This is a genomic window from Blautia sp. MSJ-9 (genome assembly GCF_018919065.1).
Taxonomy (GTDB): Bacteria; Bacillota; Clostridia; order Lachnospirales; family Lachnospiraceae; genus Blautia_A.
In genome coordinates, this window is record NZ_JAHLQG010000014.1 from 20,404 (window position 1) to 46,890 (window position 26,487).

A 26,487-nucleotide genomic window follows, 5' to 3' on the forward strand; every position below is an offset into this window, starting at 1 on the left:
ATTCATTTTTATTTCGTCAAATTATATCGTTTTATTATGTTATATCTTAATAATTTTCAGACTCTTTTTATTATCATTTTTCACATAAATATAAAACAGCTATCCTTTTTATTACAGTAAAGTTTCCTCCCCAATTTCCTCCAGGAAACTGTTCATCTCTTCCAGTGTCATCTTTTCTTCCAGTCCATAAATGATCGCTGCATCATAACGTACACGCGGATAAAGTCTCGGCTTCTGGCCGATATCCAGAAGCCTTTGTGTATCCGACAGATCAAGAGCAAGGAGAAACGCACACTGCAGCAGTATTTTCCTTGTTGGAATTCGCTGACCGCCAAACAGTTTTCGTGCATAGGATTCTTCCAGATTCAGTTCGCGCACAACATCTTTCTTCTTCATTCCACGCTCTTCGATCAAATGTTCAAGATAAAGTCCGACCTCTACCTTGTTCCCACGTTCTCTTGCAAAATATGCGACGCCCTCCTCTTTTATCATTCCCATGATTTCATCTGTTTCTTTCATTTCTTCTCAACACCTCTTTCCTGTTCATATCTCCTTCCTGCCAAAGCATTCCCCACCGGAACATTTATTCCTTTATCTGCCTGTGCACTCAAACTTTCATCACTGTTCCTCATTTTTAACCAGACAGACAGACAAATAAGCATTCTCATTTTGCCACTGTCTGATGCCCGATAACTGCCCCGAATGTCAAACGATTAAAAAGCAGATATGATACTAATAAGTGTACCATATCTGCCCATTTTAGAACGGGACAAATTTGTCCCTTTTTTATGTATAGATTTCAAAATCCGGGGAAGAATTCAGTTTCAGGATTTCCTGTTTCTGTTCTTCTGAACAGCGTACTTCTTTGAGACCTGTATGTTTAAACAGTGCTTCATAGTTTTCGATTTCTGCATTTGAAATATCTATTATCTGCAAATTCTCTGCCCCTGTGATCGGTGTCAGGTCTTTTACCAGGCTGAAGCTCACGGACAGGAAATTCAGTGATGGAAACTGCTCAATTCCCTCCAGTGAGGAGATCGGTGCCGTAAATGCAAGAGACTCCAACTCGTCCATTCCTTTCAATGGTTTCAGATCCTCCAGTGAAGTTTCTCCACCCCACATAACCAGTGATTTCAATGTGCTCATCTTAGAAAGTGTTTCCGCTGCTGCTTCATTTACGTTACACATGCATAAAGTATCCAGATTCTTCATTTCTGTTAATGGTTCAAATATCCCATTTTCTACTTCTGCATTGTTCATATCCAGATAATTCAGGTTCATATTCTTCAGGAAGTCTATATCTGTCAGATGCATTCCCTGAATATTTAACTGTGAAATATTGCCGCAGTCTCCAAGCGGTGACAAATCCACTGCCGGATTCTCCAGGATACAAAGAATATCCAAATCTATCAGACTTTGGATGACAGAGAAATCGGTGATCATATTTTTACTCAGATAGAGTTCTTTTAATGGCAGGTCTTTCAGACCTGATATATCTTCGATTCTCTGATTGCATAGCGCAAGTTCTTCCAGGTTTGTCATCTGTGTCAGGTCAGAAAGATCCGTAATACTTCCGCGGACAGAACCGAAGTTGTTGTCTTTTCCATCTATGTGATGCCCGATGCCCCAGAAGCCGTCTTCATTGTCAAGGATTTCCTTTCCGACAATGCGGAGTTTTCTTACATTTTCTAACATATCGGCTGTTATCTCATCTGTTTCAGAAAGATTCAATTCTTTACGTACTGCTGCTTCAATTAATTCTTCTTTGAATAATATCTGATTATCCTGAAACTGCTTTGCATCTGAAATCTGTTCCGGGTTTTGACTCTGCTCTGTATTCTGGTCTGTCCCTTCCTCCTGCGTATTCTCTGCAGAAACCTGATCCTCTGTTACATTATTGTCTGCTATTATCCTTCCATTTTTAATCACTGTTGTACCTGGAAAAAGAATCGCCAGTACATAACCTGCCGCTATTAATCCAACTACAGCACCAGCTTTTTTATAACCGTTTTTTTTGTTGTTTTCCTGACATTTCTCAATTGCTCTGCCCAACTCAGCTGCATCTGCATACCTTTTATCTGGTTCAAAAGAGCAGGCTTTCTTTATTATCTTTTTTAATTCTCTGTTTACGCCACATTCTAAAATCTGATCCAGTTCATAGCTCTCTGTAGCCATATACAGCATCGTCCGCCCGATCGCATACACATCTGTTCGTTGGTCTGTCTGGTTATAACCGTATTGTTCCGGAGCTGCAGTTCCCCTGGTTCCTACCACGAACGTATCCCTCTGACTGTCTTTTTTATAACTGCGCATGGTTCCGAAATCAATGAATGCTACTTCTCCTCCGTGAGTAATTACAATGTTCTCCGGTTTGATATCACGATGGATCATCGGATCTTCTAATTTCTGAAACTGCTCTGCTGCACGGCAGATTTTTATGCTTATCCTGCAGAGTTCTCTCTCCTGTATGCCACCTTTCTGCAGGACCATTTGAGACAACGGTGTTCCCTCTATGTATTCCCGAAGAAAATATACCCCGCTATTTTCTTCAAATATCCTGTAAGCTTTCGGGATTCCGGTTAATCCCATATCCGTTAATTTCTGAAGAATCTCCATTTCATTGCACAACATTTCCGCCTGAAGTTTTCTGCCCCATTTCAAGACACATAGAATACCTGAAACATTTTCCCTCACCAGAATTGTAAAAGATTCTTCGCTTTCTTTCAGATATTCCTCTGCATTCCAGTGTTCCTGCATTTCCACCGGCAGGAGATTTCTTGATATCTGCTTCTTTTTCATATTCATTTCTCCATTACATAATTCATTATATTATTGCTGATTTCTCAGCTGTCACCATCTTTCGCATTGTATGAGGCTGAATAATCCGATATAATTCAAAACCGTACTCCCAGGCAGAAACTCTCGGATTTCTTTCTTTACTGTATTAATGACAGTATACAAGGTATCCCAGAGACAAGCAACTGGTACAGCTTAAATTAAGCATCTCCTATATTGATATTTTAATTTTGGTAAATTTTATGTTTGTATATATTTTGCAAATAATGTATGATAAAAAAGAAAAAATGGTAAAAATTCTTTTCGCGAACTTTATTTTCAAAAAGTATGATAATCTTTTTTTCACATCTTAGTAATGTACAATATGAGGGCAATATATGAAAAACAAAAATAAAGGTTTTACACTTGTAGAACTTATAGTTGTTGTAGCGATTCTTGCAATTCTTGTGGGCATTCTTGCGCCGGCTTATACCAAATATGTAGAAAGAAGCCGGGAGTCAACAGACCTCGCAAATGTCAAAACAGCATATGATAAAGTAGTAATAGAGACAAGTATAGAAGGAAAAGATAACGTAACAGAAGTTGTCTATCTGAAACAGAAAATAGACAAATGGCAGTCTTCAAATACAGTGACGATTGCCGGAATTTCTCATTCCAATGATGAGCCGGATACTGTAAACTGGATAGGACATCCTGTCGCAAATGGGAAATGCGAGGTTTCCATGAAAGATACTGGTATCCTGTTTGAATGGAAAACAGGAGATGGAAAAAGTACAAGCACATATTGGTTTGATGTCAATGAGGATTTTGAAGCGTTGTTGTGGAAGAGTAATGCTTTACAGGGTGTGAATAATATTTTTGAAATTGACTCCCAATGTCCAAACTCAAGTATGGTTCCTAAAATTACAGATGGTCTGCCAAAAAACAGTCTGCTCTGGAAAGGCACATGGGCATATTATGGAAGTCCAAACAAATCTGATACAACTAAGCGTTGGTTTGTCTGGACCTCTGTGGACACAAAAAATATAGGTTCTGATAAGGAAATTCCCGTTATCGTCCGTAGTGCTGATGGTAAGTTTTATGTTTCTAAATCAAAGACTGCAACACGAAAAAAAGATAATCAAATATATTATGCAATTGCAGATAAAGTGACAGCTAATCCTGATGTTATGACGAATGTAGTAAATAATAATATTAAGGTATGTAATACCTTACAGGAGGCATATGATGCATATGCAAGATATCTAAAAAAAGACTATCCGAAGTATAAAGACACTCTTAGTTAATTGACCAAGAAATTACATAATTTAAGTGCCTTAAAGGTTATTCCATCATTATAATTAGATTTTCATTTTTCTAAATCCCTGTACAGCAAAAAATTCCCTTTCCAAGTTTTACCGGAAAGGGAATTTCTGATTCTGTAATCTGTTTTTTGTTAATTATTCAGCAGCTTCTGCTGCTTCAGTTGTCTCTGCTGTTTCCTCTGCATCAGCTGCATTATCTGTATCTGTGCTGTCTGTTTCTTCTGCATCTGCTTCTTCAGCGTCTGCGCTGTCATCGAAAGGAATTACGGCGCCGTCGTATTTCTCGTTGATGAAGTCTTTGATCTCATCAGATTTCAGTACATCTACAAGTGCCTGGATCTTTTCGCTGTCTTCGTTGCCTTCTTTTACTGCGATTACGTTTACATATGTCTTTGCTGCTTCAGAATCAGATTTCTCATATGCAAGTGCATCTTTTCCAACTGAGAAGCCTGCTTCCAGAGCGTAGTTTCCGTTTAATACTACGTAAGCTGTCTCGCCTGTAACACGTGCTACCTGTGCTGCTTCCAGTTCTACGATTTCTACATTGTGAGGATTCTCTTCGATATCTTTAACTGTTGCATTTAATCCTGCACCATCTTTCAATGTGATGATTCCGTTGTCCTGGAGAAGAAGAAGTGCTCTTGCTTCGTTTGTTGTATCATTTGGTACTGCAATGGAATCTCCGTCTTCCAGATCATCCAGGCTGTCTTTTGTTCCAGGATAGATTCCGAATGGCTCATAGTGAATACCGCCAGCATTTACAAGGTGTGTACCTTTTTCTTCATTAAACTGATCCAGATATGGAATGTGCTGGAAGTAGTTTGCATCGAATTCACCGCTCTCTACGACCTCGTTTGGTCTTACATAGTCATCAAATACAGTAACTTCCAGATCATATCCTTCTTTCTCAAGAATTGGCTTTGCCTCTTCAAGGATTTCTGCATGTGGTGTTGCAGACGCTGCAACTGTGATTGTCTTGTCATCATCCTTTGCGTAAACTCCTGTGCTTAAAGTTCCTGCTACTAATACTCCTGTTAAAACTGCTGCTACTAATTTTTTCATAATAATTGTCCTCCTGAATTTAATTTTATTGTTATTTCATTTTTATTTTCTTCTGTCTATTTTATTAGCGATCAGCATTCCCACTGACTGGAAAATCTGTACCAGGATCACCAGCAGAATAACTGTCACGATCATGATATCTGACTGATATCTGTAATATCCATAACGGATGGCGATATCACCAAGTCCGCCGCCGCCAACTGCACCGGACATTGCGGAATAACCAAGAATCGTTCCAATCGCAATCGTTGCTCCTGTGATCAGTGAAGTTCTGGCTTCTACCAGAAGAACCTTCACGATAATCCTTATATTGCTGGCACCCATAGCTCTGGCTGCCTCGATCACACCTGCATCAACCTCTTTAATAGAAGATTCCACCATTCGTGCTATAAAAGGAATGGCAGCCACTACCAGAGGCACTACAGTTGCTGTGGATCCATAGCTCTTTCCCACTACTGCTCTGGTGAAAGGAATGAGCAGGATCAACAAGATCAGAAACGGAATACTTCTCACAATATTTGCAATTGCATCCAGTATCTTATACAACACTGCATTTGGTTTCAGTCCCTCTTTATCTGATACTGCCAGCAACACTCCCATGGGAAGTCCGAACAGGTATCCCAGAACTGTGGAAAGAACTGTCATGTAAAGTGTTTCTCCCACACCCTGGACAATCATCATTATTGTCTCATGATCCCACATATCCTGTCACCTCCCCGATTGCTAAACCTTTTTCTTTCAGATACTGTTTCATCATTTCTGTTCTGGTACTGCCCTCCATAAACTCCAGTATCATCTCTCCCTTGGCTACACCACCTACATTCTTGGTATCTGCCTTCAGGATATTTACCGGTTCTCCGAATGTAAGGATCAGATTTGCGATCACAGGCTCAAAAGCTGAATTCTCGGAAAATACGATTCGTATTTTCTCACCACTTTTAATCTCTGCCTGTCCTTTTTCCCTGCCGGCATCCAGTCTACTGTCTGCGTCGATATCGGAGCCTGTATCCTTTCGGATCAATTCTTTGGCAACCTCTGACTGAGGATTTGCAAAAATATCTGCAACCAGTCCTTTCTCAACCACTTCGCCCTCATACATGATTGCCACATGCGTACAGATCTCACGCACAACCGACATCTGATGAGTAATGATCACTATGGTGATTCCAAACTGCTTATTAATCTTTTTCAGCAATTCCAGAATGGAAGAAGTAGTCTGCGGATCCAGTGCACTGGTAGCCTCATCACAAAGTAAGATCTTCGGATCCGATGCAAGTGCTCTTGCAATAGCAACCCTCTGCTTCTGTCCACCGGAGAGCTGTGCAGGATAAGCATTCTGCCTGTCCCCCAGACCAACGATTTCTAAAAGCTCTGCTGCCCTCTTTCTGGCCTCTGCCTTCTTCTTTCCTTTTATATAAAGGGGAAAACAGACATTATCGATCACTGACTTCTGCATCAGCAGATTGAAATGCTGGAAGATCATACCAATCTCTTCCCTCTGTTTCCTCAATTCCTTCTCTGTCAAATCTCCAAGAGCCTTCCCATCTATCAGAACCTGTCCCTCTGTAGGAACCTCCAGAAAATTCATACATCGTACCAATGTACTCTTACCTGCCCCCGACATACCGATAATCCCATATATATCACCGGAATCGATATTCAGGTTCACATCCTTCAAAGCCTCGACCACGCCATCTTTCGTGTCAAAAGACTTCCGGACCTTTTCAATCACAATCCCAGACATCTCATTCTCCCTCTCTCTTATTCCCCGCTCCGTTGAGCATGAACATACTATACCACTACACTTCCGATTATGCCAATTCATAATACCTAGTGCCAGTTATAGTTTAAAGTTATATTTTCAACACTTTACCTCGTTGAAATCTATACCTCTTGAATTTATTCAGACAGAAAAACAGCAGGAGAAAGGTCGCATTCCTTTCATCCTACTGCTTTGAAAACGTAATATTCATTAAAGACCATATTCCTTATATAGTTGCTCACGTCTTTTAGAATCTGTTGATACAATCGGGATTTCTTCCGTTCTCTGATCCTGAATCAGTCGAGTAATCAGACTTCCCAGTCGAACTTCTCCCTGAATCTGCCCGATTGCCTCGCCTCTTGCCTGTCCGATTGCCTCTCCTTCTGCACGTCCAATTGCCTCTCCCTCTGCTTTAAGTCTTTCAGATTCCAATTCCAGAACTTTTACTCCCATAATATCACCTATTCCTTTCCGAACATTGTCCTCTTCGCGGAAAATATAATCCGCAATTTTTATAATTAGTTTTGTCAAATCTGTATACAATTCTGACTTTCCTATTTCTGTCAGTTCTTCTTCCAGATTTACAACGAGTTTTATTAAATACTGAATCTCTTTGAAGCTATGTATTTTTATCTTTGGAATTAATGGCAGATATTTACCTGAAAATTGCTTATTAGAAAAAGTTTAGACTGCTGTTTACAGCTTATACTATATAGTATATACATCCACATAACAAGCTAATTTTGATCAATTATTATTTTTTCAGCTATCCAGTTACTGTTCACACACCACTATCCCGCGAGGTGTTTTGGCATGAATATGCCAAAATCCCGAGACATACAAGCCAAAATTCCATTGCCGCAGGCAATCTGTAATGAATTTTGGCTAAGTTACTGAGAACGGAGTGAACAGTAACGCTATCCGGAAATTAGACATTCCCAGAGTGTGTCGATTAATAATGATTTTTAACACTATCAGTTCAAAATAAAACTATCCCGGTAAGTACAAAGATTTTACACTTTGCAGCTTGTTCGGGATAGTTTTATTTTAAGAGTATGTTCGCGTAATTTTTACAAAGGAAAGCGTACTGCAGACTTAATTGTTATTCTGTATAAAGCCTCACATTATAAAACTTATTATTTTTTCTGGATTTAATCTGCATAAATATACCGTAAGTACCCTGTGGAAGCTTTTTTCCACTTTTTATATTTTTGACTGCAGAATACTTATCCCCGGTTTTTGTATAGCATAACATGGATACCAGTGTATAATCCGGTTTTAACTTATATACCAGTCTCCCATTCAATGAATCCTCTGACACTGTAACAGTACCCGATTTATTTAACTTTGAGCAGTAATTTTTTGAACCGATTTTAAATGTCTTCAACGGATTTTCCCATTTATATACTGTATAACTGCATGTTCTTGTATAGGATTTCGATCCAACCGTAACCTTAACTTTAATTTTAGTGTTTCCCGGTGCTATTGGTGTTGTCTCATATCCTGCCGAATATTTTCCGTTTCTTTCAAAGGTATAACCTTTTACAGTTACAACCTTTGTATTATAACTCTTTACGCTGATTTTCACCTTTGATGTATATTCAGGTGTAAAATAATCGCACCCCATTCCAGCTGGTGCTGAGTATAATACAGCACTGGTCTTCGTTGACATTTGTGCCAGAGGATTCTTCTGTGCTGCCCAGACATTCACAGACATGGCAAGCATTGCTACTACTGCAGCAAGAAGCATAAATAATACATTTTTCTTTCTCTGCATAATTTTTTCCTTACTAAAATAAGACCTGTTATCATGAATAATTCAGACTTGTATTTTTTACTGTATGCGCTCCCAAAAAGAAGCGCAAGGGTGGAGTCCAGAGGAGGGACAGCGCTTTCTGTCCTTCCTCTGGGAACCTTCCGTCCCGGAAAGAGTTTATTTAAAATATTCCACACCAGACTCAAAGATCTTAATATCCTGCTCTCCATAGATATTAATAGCAACTCCGTCTCCACGACGTTCGCTGTGAGCCATCTTACCAAGGATACGTCCATCCGGACTGGTAATGCCCTCAATGTTCATATAAGAACCATTGACATTCCACTCCTCATCGACACTAAGCTGTCCATCCGGTGTAACATACTGTGTTGCAACCTGTCCATTTGCAAACAGTTTTGCAAGCCATTCATCATTTGCGACAAAACGGCCTTCACCATGAGATGCCGGGTTACAGTAAACACCGCCAAGCTGTGCTTTCTGCAGCCATGGAGATTTATTACTTACAACTTTTGTATAAACCATCTTGGAAATATGACGTCCAATGGTATTGAATGTCAGTGTCGGAGAATCTGCCTTCTGTCCGCAGATTTCGCCATACGGTACAAGACCAAGTTTGATCAGCGCCTGGAAACCATTGCAAATACCAAGTGCAAGACCGTCACGCTCATTAATCAGTTTCATAACCGCTTCTTTGATCTTCGCATTCTGGAATGCAGTTGCAAAGAATTTCGCAGAACCATCCGGTTCGTCACCTGCGGAGAATCCGCCCGGGAACATGATAATCTGTGCCTGATCAATTGCTTTCTCAAAGAGTTCCACAGAATCATGGATATCCTCTGCTGTCAGGTTCTTAAATACCTTTACATCCACTTCTGCGCCTGCGCGTTCAAATGCACGTGTACTGTCATACTCGCAGTTTGTTCCAGGGAATACAGGAATAAATACACGAGGTTTTGCAACTTTATTCTTGCATACATAAATGCTGTCTGCACGATAAAGCTTCTCATCTCTGTCAGCTGCCTCTTTGTCATTCTCAGAAGAAACTGTCTTAAATACTTTTTCCAGAGTACCTTTCCATGCGTTTTCAGCTTCGTCTACAGTGATCACTGTATTTCCATAGGAGAAGTTACCGTCGGCAGTTACTTCACCGATCACTGTATAAGTGATGGAAAGCTCACCAACCTTACCATCCGGAACTTCCAGGATAATATCGCCAAATCCAGGTGCAAAGAAATCTCTCGGATCAAGATTATGCTCGATCTTCACGCCCATGCCGTTACCAAATGCCATCTTCGCAACTGCTGCTGCAATACCATGGCGGTCAAGTGCATAAGCAGAAACAACCTTGCCATCCTGCATGTCTTTATGAAGTTTTTCATACTGATCCATGATTCCTGCATAATCCGGCAGATCGTACTGATCCTTCGGTGCACGAAGCCATACCAGTTTATTTCCTGCTTTCTTTAATTCCGGTGTAATCACATCCTGAATCTTTGCAACATCAACTGCGAAAGATACCAGTGTCGGCGGTACGTCAATGTCATTGAAAGTACCGGACATACTGTCCTTACCACCGATGGATGGAAGTCCGAATCCCATCTGTGCTGCATATGCACCAAGAAGCGCTGCAAACGGCTGGCTCCATCTCTTAGGATCTTCTGTCATACGGCGGAAGTATTCCTGGAATGTGAAACGGATTTTCTTATAGTTACCACCTGTAGCCACGATTCTTGCAACGGACTCTGTCACTGCATAAGCAGCTCCGTGATATGGGCTCCAGGAGGATAAGTACGGATCAAAGCCATAGCTCATCATAGTTACAGTATCTGTCTTACCATTCTGTACCGGAACTTTTGCAACCATAGACTGAGTTTCTGTCAGCTGATATTTACCACCGTATGGCATAAATACACTGCCTGCTCCGATAGAACCATCGAACATTTCCACAAGTCCCTTCTGGGAGCATACATTTAAGTCTGCAAGAGTTTCCATCCATTTTGCTTTTACATCTGCAACGTCCGGGCGTTCTTCAAAGAGGTTGCCTTCTTTGTTAGGGATTTCTACTTCTACAGTTGTTTCCTGATGTGCACCGTTGGTATCCAGGAATGCACGGGAAATATTTACGATTTCTTTGCCGCGCCATACAAGTACCAGACGAGGATCCTCTGTTACAACTGCAACCGGAATTGCTTCCAGGTTCTCTTCATTTGCATAGCCAAGGAAGGTATCTACATCTTTCGGGTCAACCACTACAGCCATACGTTCCTGAGATTCGGAAATTGCGATCTCAGTTCCGTCAAGGCCTGCGTATTTCTTCGGAACTTTGTCAAGGTCTACTCTGAGGCCTGCTGCCAGCTCACCGATTGCAACAGAAACACCGCCAGCACCAAAGTCATTACATTTCTTAATGATGTGGCTGACTTCCTCACGGCGGAACATACGCTGGATCTTACGCTCAGTCGGAGCATTACCTTTCTGAACTTCAGCGCCGCATACTTCAATGGAAGCTTCTGTATGAACTTTGGAAGAACCGGTTGCACCACCGATACCGTCACGTCCTGTACGTCCTCCAAGTAAGATGATGATATCACCTGGATCAGAGTTCTCACGGATAACCGCACGTCTCGGAGCCGCACCCATAACAGCACCGATCTCCATACGTTTTGCAACGTAATTTGGATGATAAACTTCTTTTACATAACCGGTTGCAAGACCGATCTGGTTTCCGTAGGAGCTGTAGCCGTGAGCTGCGCTTCTTACCAGTTTCTTCTGTGGAAGTTTACCTTTGAGAGTTTCTTTTACAGAAACAGTCGGGTCTGCTGCACCTGTTACACGCATTGCCTGATATACATAAGTACGTCCGGAAAGCGGGTCACGGATTGCACCGCCAAGGCAGGTAGCTGCACCACCGAATGGTTCGATCTCCGTCGGATGATTGTGTGTCTCATTCTTAAAGTTGATCAGCCATTCCTCTTCCTTGCCGTCTACGTCTACAGGAACTACGATACTGCAGGCATTGATCTCATCAGACTCTTCCTGATCTGCAAGTTTGCCTTCTGCTTTGAGTTTCTTCATTGCCATAAGAGCAAGGTCCATCAGGCAGACAAATTTGTCTTTGCGGCCTTTGTAGAGTTCTTCTCTGTCCGCAAGATATTTGTTATAAGTATCTACGATCGGTGCTTTGTAATCACCTTCGTCAAATTTTACATCTGTCAGTTCTGTGGAGAATGTTGTGTGACGGCAATGATCGGACCAGTAAGTATCCAGTACACGGATCTCTGTCATGGACGGGTCACGTTTCTCTTCTCCGTTAAAATAATGCTGGATATGCTGGAAATCTTTGAATGTCATAGCCAGATTTAAAGAATCATAAAGTGCCTTTAATTCTGCTTCCGGCATTTCCTTGAATCCGTCAAAGATCTTAACGTCTTCCGGTTCCGGGAATACAGTTACCAGAGTTTCCGGTTTCTGAAGTCCTGTCTCACGGGAATCCACAGGGTTGATGCAATGATGTTTGATGGCATCAAATTCCTCATCTGTAATGGTTCCTTCGATCACGTATGTTGTCGCGGAACGGATGATCGGCTGTGCGTTCTCATCCAGGAACTGTACACACTGAACAGCGGAATCTGCTCTCTGGTCAAACTGTCCCGGCAGGAACTCTACGGAAAAGATATGAGAGCCTTCTGCGGACTCAAAGTTCTCCAGATATAAATCATCTACAGGTGGCTCTGCAAAGACAGTTTTGCATGCTTTATCAAAAACTTCATCAGAAATATTCTCTACGTCATAACGGATCAGCACACGAACTGCTGTTACGGATTTGATTCCCAGATAGCTGCTGATCTCATGTTTTAATTCCTTTGCCTGTACAGCGAAGGCCGGTTTCTTTTCTACATAGACACGTCTTACGTTACTCATTAAATAGAAACTCCTTTCTTCTTGTGTATCGTACTTTTCTGTTTTCGGTACATCAACTTCCACAACTATTCCCGCTGCATTTACCCGGTCAATCGGGCAAAATCATCCATTTCATCATTTGCCCATAAACAGATAATTGCTGACACAGCTTGAATATTTGCTTTTTATATAGTATCATAGGATACATCATTAGTAAAATTAATATATCTTATATTTTTTATTAATATTATTAATATATCACTGTTCACTCCTCTAGATAACACTACTGCTTCTCCTTCTATAAAGCATGTTTGATATTGTAATGAAAGGAATTTTTATATGGACATTAACCTTGAATTATATAAAGTCTTTTATTATGTAGCTACTACCCTGAGTTTTTCCGAAGCCTCCCGCCAGCTCTTTATTTCTCAGTCAGCGGTCAGCCAGTCGATCAAAACTCTGGAAAGAAAACTGAACCACCCTCTTTTTATCCGAAGCACCAAAAAAGTTCTGCTGACTCCGGAAGGGGAACTCCTGCTTCAGCACGTAAAACCTGCACTGCAGCTTCTGGATGAAGGAGAGTCTCTTCTCTCCGGAGATAATCTGCTGAAAGGTCAGCTGCGCATCGCAGCCAGTGATACGATCTGCCGTTATTTTCTCATTGATTATCTGCAGAAATTTCACCAAACTTATCCTGATGTCCGCATTAAGGTAACAAACAGCACATCTATCGGATGTGTGGAACTTCTTGAGAAAGGACAGGCAGATCTTATTGTATGCAACTATCCCAATTCCAGACTGGGCAGTCATTTTCAGACCCGTGTGTTAAAAGAATTTCAGGATGTATTTGTTGCCAACACAGATTATTTTCCTGTACACACAGTCCAGACGGAACTTGAAGAACTTCTGCAATATCCAATCCTGATGCTTTCTCAGAAAAGTACCACCAGTGAATATCTGCATGAAGCATTTACTGCCCATAATCTCAAACTGCTGCCGGAAGTAGAACTAAACAGCAATGATCTGCTCCTGGATTTGGCTCGAATCGGGCTTGGTATCGCCTGTGTCCCGGACTATATGCTGAAAGAAAATGATCAGCTGACTCCATTGACATTAAAAGAGCCACTGCCCGGACGCCAGCTCGTACTCGCACAGCACGACAATCTGACAGTTTCACAGGCTGCAGAATGTTTTATTGAAATGTTTGTTTCTGTATAGCTCTTCAAAAGATATACCATAAAAATCAAAGAAGCGCTCATTTCGAGTCAAAACAACGATTTGTATAATCTTGTTTCTCACCGAATGAGCGCTTCTTATTATTTCTTCTATTCTACCTTTGAGTCAGAATTCTCTGCCTTATTTTGGCATTGCTGCTAATGCGTCAGTAATATACTGATTATCGATTGCTGCAAAGAAACCACCGTCTGCTTTTGTCGCATAATCCATATCAATCGGCATCTTTCCAAGTACCGGAACCTTCAGCTCTGCTGCGATCTCATCAATATGGCTTTCACCAAATACCTTGATCGGTTTGCCGCAGTCTGGACATTTCACATAGCTGTAGTTCTCTACGATACCAAGTACCGGGATCTTCATCATTTCTGCCATGTTAAAGGCTTTCTTTACGATCATCTTAACCAGATCCTGAGGGGATGTTACAATTACGATTCCCTCGATTGGCAGAGACTGGAATACTGTCAGCGGAACATCACCGGTTCCCGGAGGCATATCTACAAAGAGATAGTCTACATCACCCCAGATAACATCTGTCCAGAACTGTTTTACCATATTGGCAAGAACCGGTCCTCTCCAGATTACCGGAGTATCCTCTGTTGGAAGCAGAAGGTTGATGGACATTACTTTAATTCCGTTTTTGGTGATCATCGGATAAATGCCTTCATCGTTTGCCATTGCTGCACCTTTTAATCCATACATTTTCGGAATGGATGGTCCTGTGATATCTGCATCCAGAATACCTACTTTGTATCCCTGTGCTGCCATCATATTTGCCAGGGAACCAGTTACGAAGGATTTACCAACGCCGCCTTTTCCGCTGACAACTCCGATCACATGTTTTACATTTGAGTGGGCGTTCATTTCTGCCAGTAAGCTCTGTGGCTTCTTGCTTGAACAGCCTTCACAGCTTGATTTGTCACATGATGTGTTGCTGCATTCTTTTGCCATAGTTACATTCTCCTTTATCTTTACGCACTCATCGTACGTGTTTTACTTCTCATCGTGGTTACCTTTTTTCAGAAATATCTGAAAAAGCAGCCAATCACAGATCATAGCAGTTTGTTACAATTTATTATTTCATAAATCTGTCAATCGCAATCTCAAGTTCCTTGATCGCGTCTTTGTCACCGTGCTCCACCGCATCTACAATACAGTGTTCGATATGGTCCTGCAGGATAATCTTACCTGTATTATTAATAGCTGATTTCACTGCAGAAAGCTGTATCAGAACTTCACTGCAGTCTCTTCCGTCCTCTATCATACGTTTGATTGATTCCATATGACCGATTGCCCTTGAGAGACGGTTCAATACTGCCTTAGTATGCGCATGGCTGTGATGATGTACATGCTCCCCATGAGAATGTTCAACTACAGTTCCATCCTCCAGCACATGTACATGCGTCTTTTGTTCTTCGCTCATAACATTCTCCTTTCTGCCTCTGAACATGTATATCTGCAGATCACGTAAATTTCTCTGTCTGTCGTGCTGCATAATCTGCCTCACTGACTGTCATTTTCGATCAGACAGTTCCTTACAGCGTAAATAATATTATACCACATTTATCAAATTTCTGTAAAGGAACATCTCTGTTTTATTTGCGAAGTCGTGATATCAAAAATGATCGTTCCATCCTCCAGCACTGTTTTCTCGTAGGAAACCTCTTTTCCCTTAAATTTATTCTTAATATACTCCTCCGGATCATCCAGCTCCAGCTCTTCCACAAAGACATCCCGCATCTGATTGCGCGGACATTTATTAAAAATTTCCCAGATCAGTTCATATTCTTTCATTGTTTTCCACTTTCCTTCTCAGCTTATTCGTCAAATTGCACAGATTCTATTCATTTTCTAAAAAACCAGTCTGGAATAATTATAATTATTTTTATATTTTTTGTCAAAACCAATTGCATGAAAGCAATTTATAGCGTATCATTAATATAATTACCAAAATCGTTAATGGTACTGATAACAGAACCCTGTGCAGTATCACCCACAAAATTACATATATAAAGGAGAGAAATCTATGAAACTTTTAAAAGACCGAATTCTTAAGGATGGAATTGTAAAACCGGGGAATATTTTAAAAGTAGACAGTTTCTTAAATCATCAGATGGATATCACTCTCATCAATGAAATCGGTAAAGAATTTAAACGCCGCTTCTCTGACTGTCCTATTACCAAAATTCTTACAATCGAGGCTTCCGGTATCGGTATCGCCTGTATTGCAGCCCAGTATTTCGATGTTCCTGTAATTTTCGCCAAGAAAACACAGAGCGTAAATCTGGACGGCGAAATGTACTCCACTAAAGTAGAATCTTTCACTCATAAGAAAGTCTATGATGTAATCCTTTCCAAGAAATTCCTTGGTCCGGAAGATCATGTACTTCTGATCGATGATTTCCTTGCTAACGGATGTGCACTTCTTGGTCTGATCGATATCGTTAAAGAATCCGGTGCTACCCTTGAGGGTGCTGGCATTGTTATTGAGAAAGGCTTCCAGCAGGGCGGCCAGATCATCCGTGATATGGGAATCCGTCTGGAATCTCTTGCGATCGTTGATTCTATGACTGATGATTCCTTAACTTTCAGAGAATAATTTCTCTCCTGTTATAAAAAATTACAGAAGCAGCTGTTCGGTTCTGCTGCTTCTGTACAAAAAAGACAGAAAAGATAGGTTTTCGCTTATCTTTTCTGTCTTTTTAATTTTGTTGTTATGCTTTAGTGCCTGACTTTGATGTTGGAGTCGCTGTCGGCGTTGAACTTGCTTCCGGTGTCGGAGTTGCTTCTGGTGTTGCACTCTCCTCCGGCGTTGGGGTCGCTTCCGGTGTCGGAGTCGCCTCTGGTGTTGGGGTCACTTCCGGTGTTGGGGTCACTTCCGGTGTCGGGGTCGGATCCGGTGCGATCTCATCTTCTGTATAAGTTCCATTATCTACCAGAATCTGGTAATTATCCTTATCGATCAATTCTCCTCCACAGGTAAATGTACCTACAATCTTCACACCATTATCATACTGTGAATAATCTTTTACATCCACTTTCTCACCTGTCAGGTAGTCAATCGCCATCTGTGCGCCGCCTTTTGCAAGTTCTTTACGGTCCATAAACATGGTAAATGCCATCTTACCTGCCGCAATATCTTTCACAGCCTGTGTTTCACTTCCATATCCGGTGATCATCGGCCATTCTTCACTGCCAGGCTCTAAGTTGTTTTCACTTACCACATTCTCTGCCGCATAAGCAAATCCATCATATGCTGTACAGATAATGTCCGGTGTTTTCTCCTGTGCGTAAAACTCATCAATAATGGATTTCAGCTTTGTCTCTGCAGATGCCTCACTCCATCTCATAATTCCGTTATCATCAAATGCTGTATTGCCTGATCTGCATACAAGAGTTCCATCATCCAGATATTCCTGCAGCACCTCCAGAATTCCATTACACAAAAACAGAGCACTGTTATCATCCGGAGAGCCCATAAGAAATTCAATAGTATAAGACTTCTTATCTTCTCTGGCTTTATCCAAATCCATTTTCTTGACAATCTCTTTTGCAATCTCATTTCCGATTGCTCTGGTATCATAAGATGCAAAATAATTAATATCTGCAGTGTCACGGATCAGCGTATCATAGGAAATAACCGGTATCCCCTGTTCTTTTGCAGTTTTCAGGATGTCTGTCAGGCCATATGGATCTACTGGTTCAATTACTAATGCAGAAACCTGCTCATCAATAAATTCCTGAATCTGGGAAATCTGAAGTGCAGAATCTCCGTCTGCATTTTTGACATCTGCCTCATAGCCTCCATCTGCGATCTGAGAAGTCATTGCTTCACTGTCAATCTTTGCATTGTCATCATCCTCAGAAAGGAGTACACCGATCTTTCCGGCCGGAGCTTCTGTCATTTCGTCCTCTGTAGAATCAGAATCCTCCCCATCTGTATCTGTATCCTTCTCTGCATCATTTCCGGATTCTTTATCTGCATCTGTATTTTCGTCTTTGGTCTCTTCACTGTCCCCGGATTTGCCGGTGCTATCAGTGTCAGAGGTCTTGTTTTCTGCTTCTACTTTCTCGCCTTCCTCTGTAACCTCACCGACACCTTCTTCTTCTACCTGGGCACTTTCATTTGCTGCCTCTTTTGCATCATTCTTTTCACATGCGGACAGGAACATGGAGGATACCATTATTCCAAGCAGAATAGCTGTTGCTCTTCTTTTCATAAATTGATCCTTTCTCTCTTTATTTGCTGCCTTTATTTATCGATTCCTTTATAATCCTTCGCAATGTTCTTGAGATAGTCACGGTAAGCGACCGCTGCTTTCTTAGGTTTCAGGATATGTACATTTCTTCCCATGGAAGCCAGCCATCCGAAAAACGCTTTATCAACTACAGTCTCCACGGTTACAGTAAAGGTATCTTCACTCTTTACCTTGCATGAAACCTCCGGTCCAAAAGCACGCTGTATCTTCTTCTTTGCCGAATTCTGGCAGAGAAGCTTGATTTCTTTTCTGTTCTCACCGTTTTTATTCGGCACCGGAGCAGTTACACGCACTACTGTACTCTGATTTTCTGCTTTGTTTTCTGTCACCGTCTGCTCTACAGGCACTTCTGGTGTGAGTTCTTTTTTTTCTGCATAATATCCGCCTGCGCGACCTCTTCTGTAATGAATTTCCATTCCAAAATCACGTAAGGTCTCCATATCATCATAGATACTCTTTCGCTCTGCACGGATTCCCTGTTCCTCTAACTTTGCCAAAATTTCCTGCATGGAAACCGGATTCTCACTGGTTGTCTCAGAAAGCATTCTTTCCAGATACAGGATTTTTCCTTTTTGATTACATGATTTCGCCATAATTATCCTCTTACAAATCTGTGGTATATATAGTCATTCGCTTCTTTTTCCTGACTGTCATCTAGTGGTGTAAGTTCTATTTCTTTTTCATATTTCTTTTCCAGCGCATGTTTAATGAGCCAGTCTGCAAGCTGCGGATTCTTCGGGAGTAATGGTCCGTGCAGGTAAGTTCCGATCACGTTCTTATATACTACCCCTTCATATCCCGACTCACCGTCGTTTCCTTTTCCATACAGGACCTTTCCAAGCGGTTTATTGTTATTAATACAGGTTCTGCCGCCATGGTTCTCAAATCCTACGATCGGCATGTCAAACAGGTCACTTTTCAATACGATATTCTCGATCAGACGACCCTCCCCCTGTTCTGTATACAGGTCTACCAGATCCAGGCCTTTCATATTTCCCTGGTCTGTTTTATAGTACTTTCCAAGCAGCTGATATCCGCCGCAGATTGCGATAACAACGCCGTTATCCTCCACATAAGCCTTGAAATCCGGCTGGATCTCCTGAAGTTTCTCGCATACGATCATCTGCTCTCTGTCTGAACCGCCGCCCAGAAGTACGATATCCAGTTTGGAAAAATCTATCTTGTCATCCAGTTCAAAAGGAATGGTCTCTGCCTCGATCCCGCGCCACTGACATCTTTTCATCAGACACTGGATATTCCCTCTGTCACCGTAAAGATTCAGAAGATCCGGATATAAATGTCCTATTGTGATTTTCATGATTTCTCGCCCTCCAGTTTCTTCAGAATGTTTCTGGTGCTGAATAAGGCTGTATAGTTTACCAGCACATACAGATTTCCCACTCCATCTTCTACTCTGTCACGGATTGCTTTCTCCACATCTCCCTCAAGGATTGACGGGATATCCACGTATTTCAGACGCAGACGCATATCCTGGCAGCGGATCCCGCTTACTGTGATAGACTTCACGGTATCATTTCCAAGGAGGTCAAAGTCAACATCCCAAAGCCATGAAATATCAGTTCCGTCCTGTGCATTATCATTGATCGCAATAATAATATCCTTCGGTGACTGATCCTGCATAACAGCTGAAATGTTCTGGTTAAATCCAGCCGGATTCTTGGCAAGGTTCAGCGTTACTCCTGTACCTTTAATACGAAACTGCTCCATACGGCCATTTTCCGGATTGAACTTACGAAGCATATCTTCGAAATGATCAGCCTCAAAGCCTGCTGTACGGACACCTGCATAAGCAGCCAGGATATTATATACATTATAAAATCCCTTATAATTGGCTACAATATGTTTTCCTTCTACATTAAAACTAAGCTGGTCTCCCACCTTTACATTCTCTGCATCGAAATTCAGATTCGGTCTCGCAAATCCGCATTTCGTACAATAATAATCTCCCAGCTGGCTGTAATGATAGAAACGATATTCCAGTTTCTCACCACAGCATTTGCAGAAACGTCCTTCACGGATCTCATTTGCCGCTGATTTGATCACCGGTTTACTGATTCCATAAGTTACATATGGATTACCGGAATCCATGGCAAGATATGCAGACAGTGCATCATCACCGTTTACAATGATCTGCATCTTAGGTACCTTGCGCATCATTTCCTCCAGAATGTTCATGGTAATGTCAATCTCCCCATAGCGGTCAAGCTGATCACGGAAAAGATTGGTCAGCAGCATATAATCCGGTTTGATCCTTGGGAAAATATGTCTGGTAGATGCCTCATCAGCCTCAATACATGCATAGTCCGCATTAATCTTACCATTCCATTTTGCAGCAAGTACAAAGGCTGCCACAACACCGTTCAGCATATTGGAACCTGTATGATTGCAGATTACTTTCTGTCCCTCAGCTTCCAATGCTGCACAAAGCATGTTGTTGGTAGTCGTTTTTCCATTCGTTCCGCAGGTTGCAAAAATGGCTTTTCGCACCTGCGAAGAAAGCTGTTCCAGGATATCCGGACAGATCTTAATTGCTACTTTTCCCGCCCAGGTTACTCCCTGCCTTCCCATTTTCTTACATACGTATCCTACAAATTTTGCTGCCCAGACAGCAATCATTACTCTTATTTTCATTGTGTATTATATTTCCTTTTATGATATGATCATTGCTATTATTATTTTGTAAAAATCATAATTACTCTTTTATTATGAATCTGAATCATTACAAATCATAATATACAATAGTACTACTCAAAATCTGTATCCCGCAAATAATCCGAACACACACCCGCAGCACCTTCCTGCATATAGTCCTGTGATTCCTTCAGATCATTTACAGTATAAATATATAATCTGATTCCCTGTTTGTCAAAAATCTTCTGCACATCCTCTGACCAGTATTTATAATAGACTGTAGCCGCCTGAATATTCTTCTCCTTACAGAATGCAGCGATCTCAGTCAGGTCATCTGTGGAATATTCCTGCCATAATGAATAAATGTAGCCAGGAAAATTGTACAGCAATGCTGTCCCTGCGAACATAGCCTGATTGTAAATCTCCGGTATGATCTGTCCCATTACCTCAGGAACACCTGCATCCTGTGCCAGTTCCATATAATCTGCATAATCCTCAAGTGTTTTCTGGTAATTTCGGACGGAATACTGCTTGGAATCCAGCATGACAAATGCATCCGGATAGTCACTCAACAGCACAAGCAGATCCTCGAATGTCATGGGAGTATATTTTCCATAAATCGGTCTGGACAAAAATTCCTGCGAGGAAAGAACATTCTTCTCATCCCCCTCCCATTGTCCCAGTGACTGATTCCAGCTGTGCCGGCACACCCACACACCATCTGATGTTCTTGTCAGGTCAACTTCAAACAGCCTGCATCCCATCTGATAACTTGACAGGAAGCTCTCTTTTGAATTCAAATATGTTTTATCACCGATTCCACCCAGTGCATGCGCGATTGTTTTATAATTCTCCCACTTAAATTCAGGAGTGGTGGCAGATAAGGAATAGACATCATTTCCCCACAGGAAAAGTGCAGCAGCCAGAAGTTCTGCCAATAGCAGAAACATTCTTATAGAATAGCCAAATCCAGATTTTTTCCCTGCAGTATTCCGGCTCAATTTATTATTCTCCCGGCAGTCATTTGTATTCCTCTTTTCTTTCGTATTTGAGTTATTTGTATACTCTACGATTTTACGCTATCTTACGTAAATAATCAAGGGCAATAAAAGGTAAAAAAAAGCTGCATATACATGGCAGAAACCATATATATGCAGTCTCATTATCGTTTGGACAAATATAAAATCGAAAATTCGGTAGAATTATACTAACTCGATCAGAACTTCCATTGCAGCATCGCCTTTACGCGGTCCGATCTTAACGATTCTTGTGTAACCACCGTTACGGTCAGCGTATTTTGGAGCGATCTCATCGAACATCTTAGCAACCATATCTACGTCTTTTGTGTTTTTCTTTCTACCAGCGCCTTTTGCCGGTACTTCTTTAACCGGGTAGAAAACTTTCATCATCTGACGACGAGCGTGAAGTCTGGAAGGAGCATCTTTCTTGATCTCTTTCTGTACTTCATCGTATACAGTTTTCTTCTTTCCGTCAACAACTTCTTTTACTCTCTTGCCTTCAGCGTCTTTACGAGCAACTTTAGCAGTTACAGTAACAGTTTCGAAGTTATCTTTTTCACGAACAGCCATAGCTACAAGGCCTTCAGCGATTTTACGGATTTCTTTTGCTTTAGCTTCTGTAGTAACGATTTTTCCGTTGTATAACAGATTTGTTACCTGGTTTCTCAGTAATGCTTTTCTCTGATCAGAAGTTCTGCTTAATTTTCTATATTTTGCCATTTAATTTTCCTCCATCTGTGGGACAGCCGGGCACGCTTGTTCGGTCTTACTGTCCGACTGCTTAGGCATTCCCACCGTATAATATCTCTTCGTTAGACGTTCTTACTCTTCTGTAGGCTGAAGCTGTAATCCCAGCTCTTTCAGTTTTGCAAGAACTTCTTCTAATGACTTACGTCCAAGGTTACGAACCTTCATCATATCATCAGAAGTCTTGTTACATAATTCTTCAACCGTATTAATGCCGGCTCTCTTCAAGCAGTTATAGGAACGAACAGATAACTCAAGTTCATCAATGCTCATTTCCAGAACTTTTTCTTTCTCATTGTCTTCTTTCTCGATCATAACCTCAGCGGTCTTTGCATTCTCGGAAAGGTCAATGAAAAGGCTTAAGTGCTCGCTTAATACTTTTGCTGCAAGGCTTACTGCCTCATCCGGATCAAGTGTACCGTTTGTGTACACATCCAGTGTCAGCTTATCGTAATCGGTTACCTGGCCAACACGAGTATTCTCTACGATCATGTTAACTCTGTCTACCGGTGTGTAGATCGCATCAACTGCAAGTACACCGATAGGCATATCATCAGATTTACCTTTGTCAGCGCTGATATAACCACGGCCTTTTGTGATAGTAAGTTCCATAGCAAGTCTGCAGTCCTTGCCGCCGTTTAAGGTAGCAATTACCTGATCCGGATTCATGATCTCGATATCCTGATCAGCCTGGATGTCTGCAGCAGTTACAACACCTTTGCCTTCACACTCGATGTATGCAGTCTTTGGCTCGTTGTCTGTGCTGTGGTTCTTAATAGCAAGGCTCTTCAGATTCATGATAATATCGCTTACGTCTTCTTTTACGCCCGGAATGGAGCTGAATTCGTGAAGCACACCATCAATTTTAACCTGGCTTACAGCTGCACCCGGCAGGGAAGACAGCATAATTCTTCTTAAAGAATTTCCAAGTGTAGTTCCATATCCTCTTTCCAGAGGCTCAACTACGAATCTGCCAAATTTTTTATCTTCAGATAATTCGGTAATCTCGATTTTAGGTTTATTAAAATCAAACACTATAGGGTTTCCTCCTTCTGGGTTAATAAAAGTTTGAGGGGTATTCATTCAAATACTACAATTCAGCGGAAGATAATAATCAACCACTGAATCGTATAAATAATAGAAATATTACTAAGTAATCTTCTATATTATAATCCTATGGATTATTTGGAGTACAACTCGACGATAAGCATCTCGTTTACTGGAACATCGATTGCTTCTCTGTTAGGAAGTTCTTTTACAGTTCCTTTTAAGTTCTCCTGATCTACGTCGATCCATTCCGGAACAAGACGTCCGCCAGTTACTTCAAGGATACCTTTGTATCTTTCAGAACCTTTGGATTTTTCTCTGATCTCGATCTGATCACCGGCTTTTACAAGGTAGGAAGGAATGTTTACACATTTTCCGTTTACAAGTACATGCTTGTGGTCAACGATCTGACGAGCTTCTTTTCTTGTTCTAGCAAATCCCATACGGAATACTACGTTGTCAAGTCTGCTCTCAAGAAGGATCATAAGGTTTGCACCAGTCTGTCCCGGCATTCTGTCAGCTTTGTTGTAGTAGTTGTGGAAAGGTTTTTCCAGAACTCCGTAGATGAATTTTGCTTTCTGTTTTTCTCTTAACTGTAAACCATACTCAGACATTTTACGATTTGCACGTTTTAACTGTCTTGTGGATTTTTTATCAATTCCTAAATAAATCGGATCCAGGCCAAGGGATCTGCATCTTTTCAGAACAGGCACTCTATTTACTGCCATTTCTCAAATACCTCCTAAATTAGACTCTTCTGCGTTTTGGTGGACGGCAACCATTGTGTGGTACCGGAGTTACGTCACGGATGCTTGTTACTTCCAGTCCGCAAGCCTGAAGGGCACGGATTGCAGCTTCACGTCCTGATCCTGGTCCTTTTACCATAACGTCTACAGTTTTTAAACCATGAATAAGTGCAGCTTTTGTTGCAGTCTCAGCTGCCATCTGTGCTGCATAAGGAGTAGATTTTCTTGAACCTCTAAATCCAAGACCACCAGCACTTGCCCATGAAAGAGCGTTTCCTTCATTGTCAGTCAGAGTAACAATTGTATTGTTGAAAGAAGACTGAATATGTGCCTGTCCGTGTTCAACGTTTTTCTTGACACGACGTTTTGCAGTCGCTTTTTTAGTCACTTTAGCCATTTTAAAACTAACCTACACTTTCCTATTTATCAATCAAATATATGTTACATCGAAACATTATGTCCGCACTTAAGCGTCCATACAAGCTTCTTCCTCAGATTCGCTTACGCTTATCAGATGTTTAAAGCTTTATTTATTTCTTCTTATTAGCTACTGTTCTCTTAGGACCTTTACGTGTTCTAGCATTGGTCTTAGTCTTCTGACCACGAACCGGAAGTCCTTTACGATGACGGATACCTCTGTAGCATCCGATTTCCTGCAGTCTCTTAATGTTGAGGGCGATTTCTCTACGAAGGTCACCTTCTACTGTCATTGTTTCATCAATAACTGCGCTAAGTCTCTTAACTTCGTCATCAGTCAGATCTCTGACACGTGTGTCAGGATTAACTTCTGCCTTTGCAAGGATCTTGTCTGCGCTTGGTCTACCAATACCATAAATGTAGGTAAGACCGATTTCAATACGTTTTTCTCTTGGTAAGTCTACACCAGCTATACGAGCCATGTACTGTTTCCTCCATCTTCTACTTTGAAAGTCCTTAATGCCTGTACATCACTTACCCTCGCGAATTCTCTCACTCAAGTAAGGTGAAATGGGATGTATCGGACACATCACTTCCTTATTTCTTAGTTCCTAATTGGGGTGCCTCGGTAAAACACCCAGCTGCAATTGGCGAAAAGCAGCCTTTCCGAATTATTGCGGCCAACGGGCCAACGTTGCCTCTCGGTATTAGGCAATACATGCTAAAACTATCTTAACAGTCTGGACAACCTCTCCGGGTGTCTCATACTGCAGCCGCACGTTACACAAACTTTAAACCGTCAATCAACCCTGACGCTGTTTGTGTTTTGGATTCTCACAGATTACTCTGATAGATCCTTTTCTTTTAATGATCTTGCATTTTTCGCAGATCGGCTTTACAGATGATCTTACTTTCACTGGAAATCCTCCTTCCGTAAATTCATTAAAATCTGCAGTTTTTTGAGCGCGCAAATACATACTACTCACGCGTTCGGCTTATATACTATCACACCAAAATATAAAATGCAAGCACTTTTTTGCGTAAAATCGCATTTTTTCATTTTCTCCCCCATTTTCACGCACATAACATCTCAATTTCATCCCCATCCTATCCCAAATTTACCACTTCCCATCCCTTAGCCATCTACTACCTCTATCTGCATCCCCTATCTTCTTTATCCCCAGAAAAATTCTAACTACCTCCCCATCTCAAACTCTCCACTCAAAAAGCATTCCCTATTCTGCCAGTAACCAGCATAGAAAAATAATTCATTTCATGTGCATTTGCAGGTGTCTAAGATATTCTTAGCGCTCAGAAATCTGCGTTATGAGAAGAAAAGTCACTGTCTGAGCGCCAGCGAGTAATCCAGACTTTTCTTCTCATGCCTTTAGCAGATTTCTGAGTGCTTAGAATATCTTAGACGCCGAAACCGCACATGAAATGAATTATTTTTCTATGCGTCCCCTTATACAAAGACAAAAAAAAGAGAACCAGATCTCTCCAGTTCTCTTAATAATACAATTACAATCTTCCTATTTATCTCTCCAGATAATCCTGCCCTTAGACAGATCATACGGAGACAGTTCAATAGTAACTTTATCTCCAGGAAGAATACGGATAAAATTCATACGTAACTTTCCACTGATATGTGCAAGCACCACATGTTTGTTCTCCAGTTCCACTTTAAACATCGCATTAGGCAGCTTTTCCAGAACAGTGCCTTCCACTTCGATTACATCTGCTTTTGACATTTTAAACCTCCTGTA

General features: G+C 41.3%; 26 protein-coding genes. 3 read left to right on the forward strand and 23 right to left on the reverse strand.

Translation table 11 applies throughout. From position 1 onward, the window contains the following. Positions 1 to 111: 111 nt before the first annotated feature. Positions 112 to 519, reverse strand: a complete 408-nt coding sequence (locus KQI87_RS03525; protein ID WP_216458945.1) for a hypothetical protein — start codon at positions 517 to 519, stop codon at positions 112 to 114. Positions 520 to 786: 267 nt separating this feature from the next. Continuing rightward, positions 787 to 2,799 carry a protein kinase domain-containing protein gene (locus KQI87_RS03530; RefSeq protein ID WP_216458946.1) on the reverse strand — a complete coding sequence of 671 codons (2,013 nt, stop codon included), beginning with the start codon at positions 2,797 to 2,799 and terminating at the stop codon, positions 787 to 789. 374 nt (positions 2,800 to 3,173) lie between these two features. On the opposite strand from KQI87_RS03530, the gene KQI87_RS03535 reads away from it, so the two are divergent. Continuing rightward, a complete protein-coding gene (locus KQI87_RS03535; protein WP_216458947.1) occupies positions 3,174 to 4,082 on the forward strand; it encodes a type IV pilin protein in 909 nt (302 codons plus the stop codon). A gap of 153 nt (positions 4,083 to 4,235) precedes the next feature. On the opposite strand, the gene KQI87_RS03540 is transcribed toward KQI87_RS03535, so the two are convergent. The 6 genes from KQI87_RS03540 to KQI87_RS03565 all read right to left on the reverse strand — a co-directional run bounded on the left by KQI87_RS03540 (position 4,236) and on the right by KQI87_RS03565 (position 12,622). Beyond that, the gene (locus KQI87_RS03540) at positions 4,236 to 5,162 is read right to left on the reverse strand and encodes a MetQ/NlpA family ABC transporter substrate-binding protein (protein ID WP_216458948.1); all 927 of its coding nucleotides are present in this window, start codon (positions 5,160 to 5,162) and stop codon (positions 4,236 to 4,238) included. Between the two features lie 42 nt (positions 5,163 to 5,204). Further along, the gene (locus KQI87_RS03545; protein ID WP_119251321.1) at positions 5,205 to 5,864 is read right to left on the reverse strand and encodes a methionine ABC transporter permease; all 660 of its coding nucleotides are present in this window, start codon (positions 5,862 to 5,864) and stop codon (positions 5,205 to 5,207) included. Then, positions 5,851 to 6,906, reverse strand: a complete 1,056-nt coding sequence (locus tag KQI87_RS03550; RefSeq protein ID WP_117675207.1) for a methionine ABC transporter ATP-binding protein — start codon at positions 6,904 to 6,906, stop codon at positions 5,851 to 5,853. The genes KQI87_RS03545 and KQI87_RS03550 overlap by 14 nt, the downstream gene beginning before the upstream one ends. Positions 6,907 to 7,134: 228 nt before the next feature. After that, complete coding sequence (locus KQI87_RS03555; RefSeq protein ID WP_216458949.1) at positions 7,135 to 7,377, reverse strand: hypothetical protein; 243 nt, start codon at positions 7,375 to 7,377, stop codon at positions 7,135 to 7,137. 649 nt (positions 7,378 to 8,026) lie between these two features. After that, positions 8,027 to 8,701, reverse strand: coding sequence for a hypothetical protein (locus KQI87_RS03560; RefSeq protein WP_216458950.1), 675 nt, complete (start codon positions 8,699 to 8,701; stop codon positions 8,027 to 8,029). A 156-nt stretch (positions 8,702 to 8,857) separates the two neighbouring features. Then, a complete protein-coding gene (locus KQI87_RS03565) occupies positions 8,858 to 12,622 on the reverse strand; it encodes a phosphoribosylformylglycinamidine synthase (protein WP_216458951.1) in 3,765 nt (1,254 codons plus the stop codon). A gap of 318 nt (positions 12,623 to 12,940) precedes the next feature. On the opposite strand from KQI87_RS03565, the gene KQI87_RS03570 reads away from it, so the two are divergent. Next, complete coding sequence (locus KQI87_RS03570; protein ID WP_216458952.1) at positions 12,941 to 13,819, forward strand: LysR family transcriptional regulator; 879 nt, start codon at positions 12,941 to 12,943, stop codon at positions 13,817 to 13,819. Positions 13,820 to 13,957: 138 nt separating this feature from the next. Here KQI87_RS03570 and KQI87_RS03575 read toward each other — a convergent pair whose 3' ends face one another. From KQI87_RS03575 to KQI87_RS03585, 3 genes are all read right to left on the reverse strand, one after another. Beyond that, on the reverse strand, positions 13,958 to 14,785 hold the full coding sequence (locus tag KQI87_RS03575) for an Mrp/NBP35 family ATP-binding protein (protein WP_216458953.1): 828 nt from the start codon (positions 14,783 to 14,785) through the stop codon (positions 13,958 to 13,960). A gap of 124 nt (positions 14,786 to 14,909) precedes the next feature. Next, the gene (locus KQI87_RS03580) at positions 14,910 to 15,257 is read right to left on the reverse strand and encodes a metal-sensing transcriptional repressor (RefSeq protein ID WP_216458954.1); all 348 of its coding nucleotides are present in this window, start codon (positions 15,255 to 15,257) and stop codon (positions 14,910 to 14,912) included. 143 nt (positions 15,258 to 15,400) lie between these two features. Continuing rightward, on the reverse strand, positions 15,401 to 15,628 hold the full coding sequence (locus tag KQI87_RS03585; RefSeq protein ID WP_216458955.1) for a hypothetical protein: 228 nt from the start codon (positions 15,626 to 15,628) through the stop codon (positions 15,401 to 15,403). A 232-nt stretch (positions 15,629 to 15,860) separates the two neighbouring features. Between KQI87_RS03585 and KQI87_RS03590 the strand changes: the two genes are divergently transcribed. Beyond that, entirely contained in the window at positions 15,861 to 16,433 is a 573-nt protein-coding gene (locus KQI87_RS03590; RefSeq protein ID WP_216458956.1) for a xanthine phosphoribosyltransferase, read from the forward strand. A gap of 115 nt (positions 16,434 to 16,548) precedes the next feature. On the opposite strand, the gene KQI87_RS03595 is transcribed toward KQI87_RS03590, so the two are convergent. From KQI87_RS03595 to infA, 12 genes are all read right to left on the reverse strand, one after another. Then, positions 16,549 to 18,054 carry a substrate-binding domain-containing protein gene (locus KQI87_RS03595; protein WP_253292356.1) on the reverse strand — a complete coding sequence of 502 codons (1,506 nt, stop codon included), beginning with the start codon at positions 18,052 to 18,054 and terminating at the stop codon, positions 16,549 to 16,551. Between the two features lie 32 nt (positions 18,055 to 18,086). Next, positions 18,087 to 18,686 carry a WYL domain-containing protein gene (locus tag KQI87_RS03600; RefSeq protein ID WP_216458957.1) on the reverse strand — a complete coding sequence of 200 codons (600 nt, stop codon included), beginning with the start codon at positions 18,684 to 18,686 and terminating at the stop codon, positions 18,087 to 18,089. Between the two features lie 2 nt (positions 18,687 to 18,688). Continuing rightward, positions 18,689 to 19,411, reverse strand: coding sequence for a type 1 glutamine amidotransferase (locus KQI87_RS03605; protein ID WP_216458958.1), 723 nt, complete (start codon positions 19,409 to 19,411; stop codon positions 18,689 to 18,691). Then, complete coding sequence (locus tag KQI87_RS03610) at positions 19,408 to 20,745, reverse strand: MurT ligase domain-containing protein (RefSeq protein WP_216458959.1); 1,338 nt, start codon at positions 20,743 to 20,745, stop codon at positions 19,408 to 19,410. Before KQI87_RS03610 ends, KQI87_RS03605 begins: the two co-directional genes overlap by 4 nt. Before the next feature lie 113 nt (positions 20,746 to 20,858). Then, positions 20,859 to 21,746, reverse strand: coding sequence for a phosphatidylinositol-specific phospholipase C/glycerophosphodiester phosphodiesterase family protein (locus KQI87_RS03615; RefSeq protein ID WP_216458960.1), 888 nt, complete (start codon positions 21,744 to 21,746; stop codon positions 20,859 to 20,861). Between the two features lie 201 nt (positions 21,747 to 21,947). Then, a complete protein-coding gene (locus KQI87_RS03620; RefSeq protein ID WP_216458961.1) occupies positions 21,948 to 22,484 on the reverse strand; it encodes a bL17 family ribosomal protein in 537 nt (178 codons plus the stop codon). Positions 22,485 to 22,586: 102 nt separating this feature from the next. Next, entirely contained in the window at positions 22,587 to 23,546 is a 960-nt protein-coding gene (locus KQI87_RS03625) for a DNA-directed RNA polymerase subunit alpha (protein ID WP_118509296.1), read from the reverse strand. A gap of 146 nt (positions 23,547 to 23,692) precedes the next feature. Next, positions 23,693 to 24,286 carry a 30S ribosomal protein S4 gene (rpsD, locus tag KQI87_RS03630; protein WP_173683565.1) on the reverse strand — a complete coding sequence of 198 codons (594 nt, stop codon included), beginning with the start codon at positions 24,284 to 24,286 and terminating at the stop codon, positions 23,693 to 23,695. Positions 24,287 to 24,305: 19 nt separating this feature from the next. After that, complete coding sequence (rpsK, locus tag KQI87_RS03635; protein WP_008707283.1) at positions 24,306 to 24,701, reverse strand: 30S ribosomal protein S11; 396 nt, start codon at positions 24,699 to 24,701, stop codon at positions 24,306 to 24,308. A gap of 133 nt (positions 24,702 to 24,834) precedes the next feature. Next, positions 24,835 to 25,203 (reverse strand): 30S ribosomal protein S13, encoded by a 369-nt coding sequence (gene rpsM / locus KQI87_RS03640; RefSeq protein WP_008707282.1) that lies wholly within the window; start codon positions 25,201 to 25,203, stop codon positions 24,835 to 24,837. Between the two features lie 321 nt (positions 25,204 to 25,524). Continuing rightward, positions 25,525 to 25,638: a 50S ribosomal protein L36 gene (gene rpmJ / locus KQI87_RS03645; protein ID WP_003497809.1), complete on the reverse strand. Its 114-nt coding sequence runs from the start codon at positions 25,636 to 25,638 to the stop codon at positions 25,525 to 25,527. 615 nt (positions 25,639 to 26,253) lie between these two features. Further along, positions 26,254 to 26,472: a translation initiation factor IF-1 gene (gene infA / locus KQI87_RS03650; RefSeq protein ID WP_005428560.1), complete on the reverse strand. Its 219-nt coding sequence runs from the start codon at positions 26,470 to 26,472 to the stop codon at positions 26,254 to 26,256. Positions 26,473 to 26,487 lie beyond the last annotated feature (15 nt).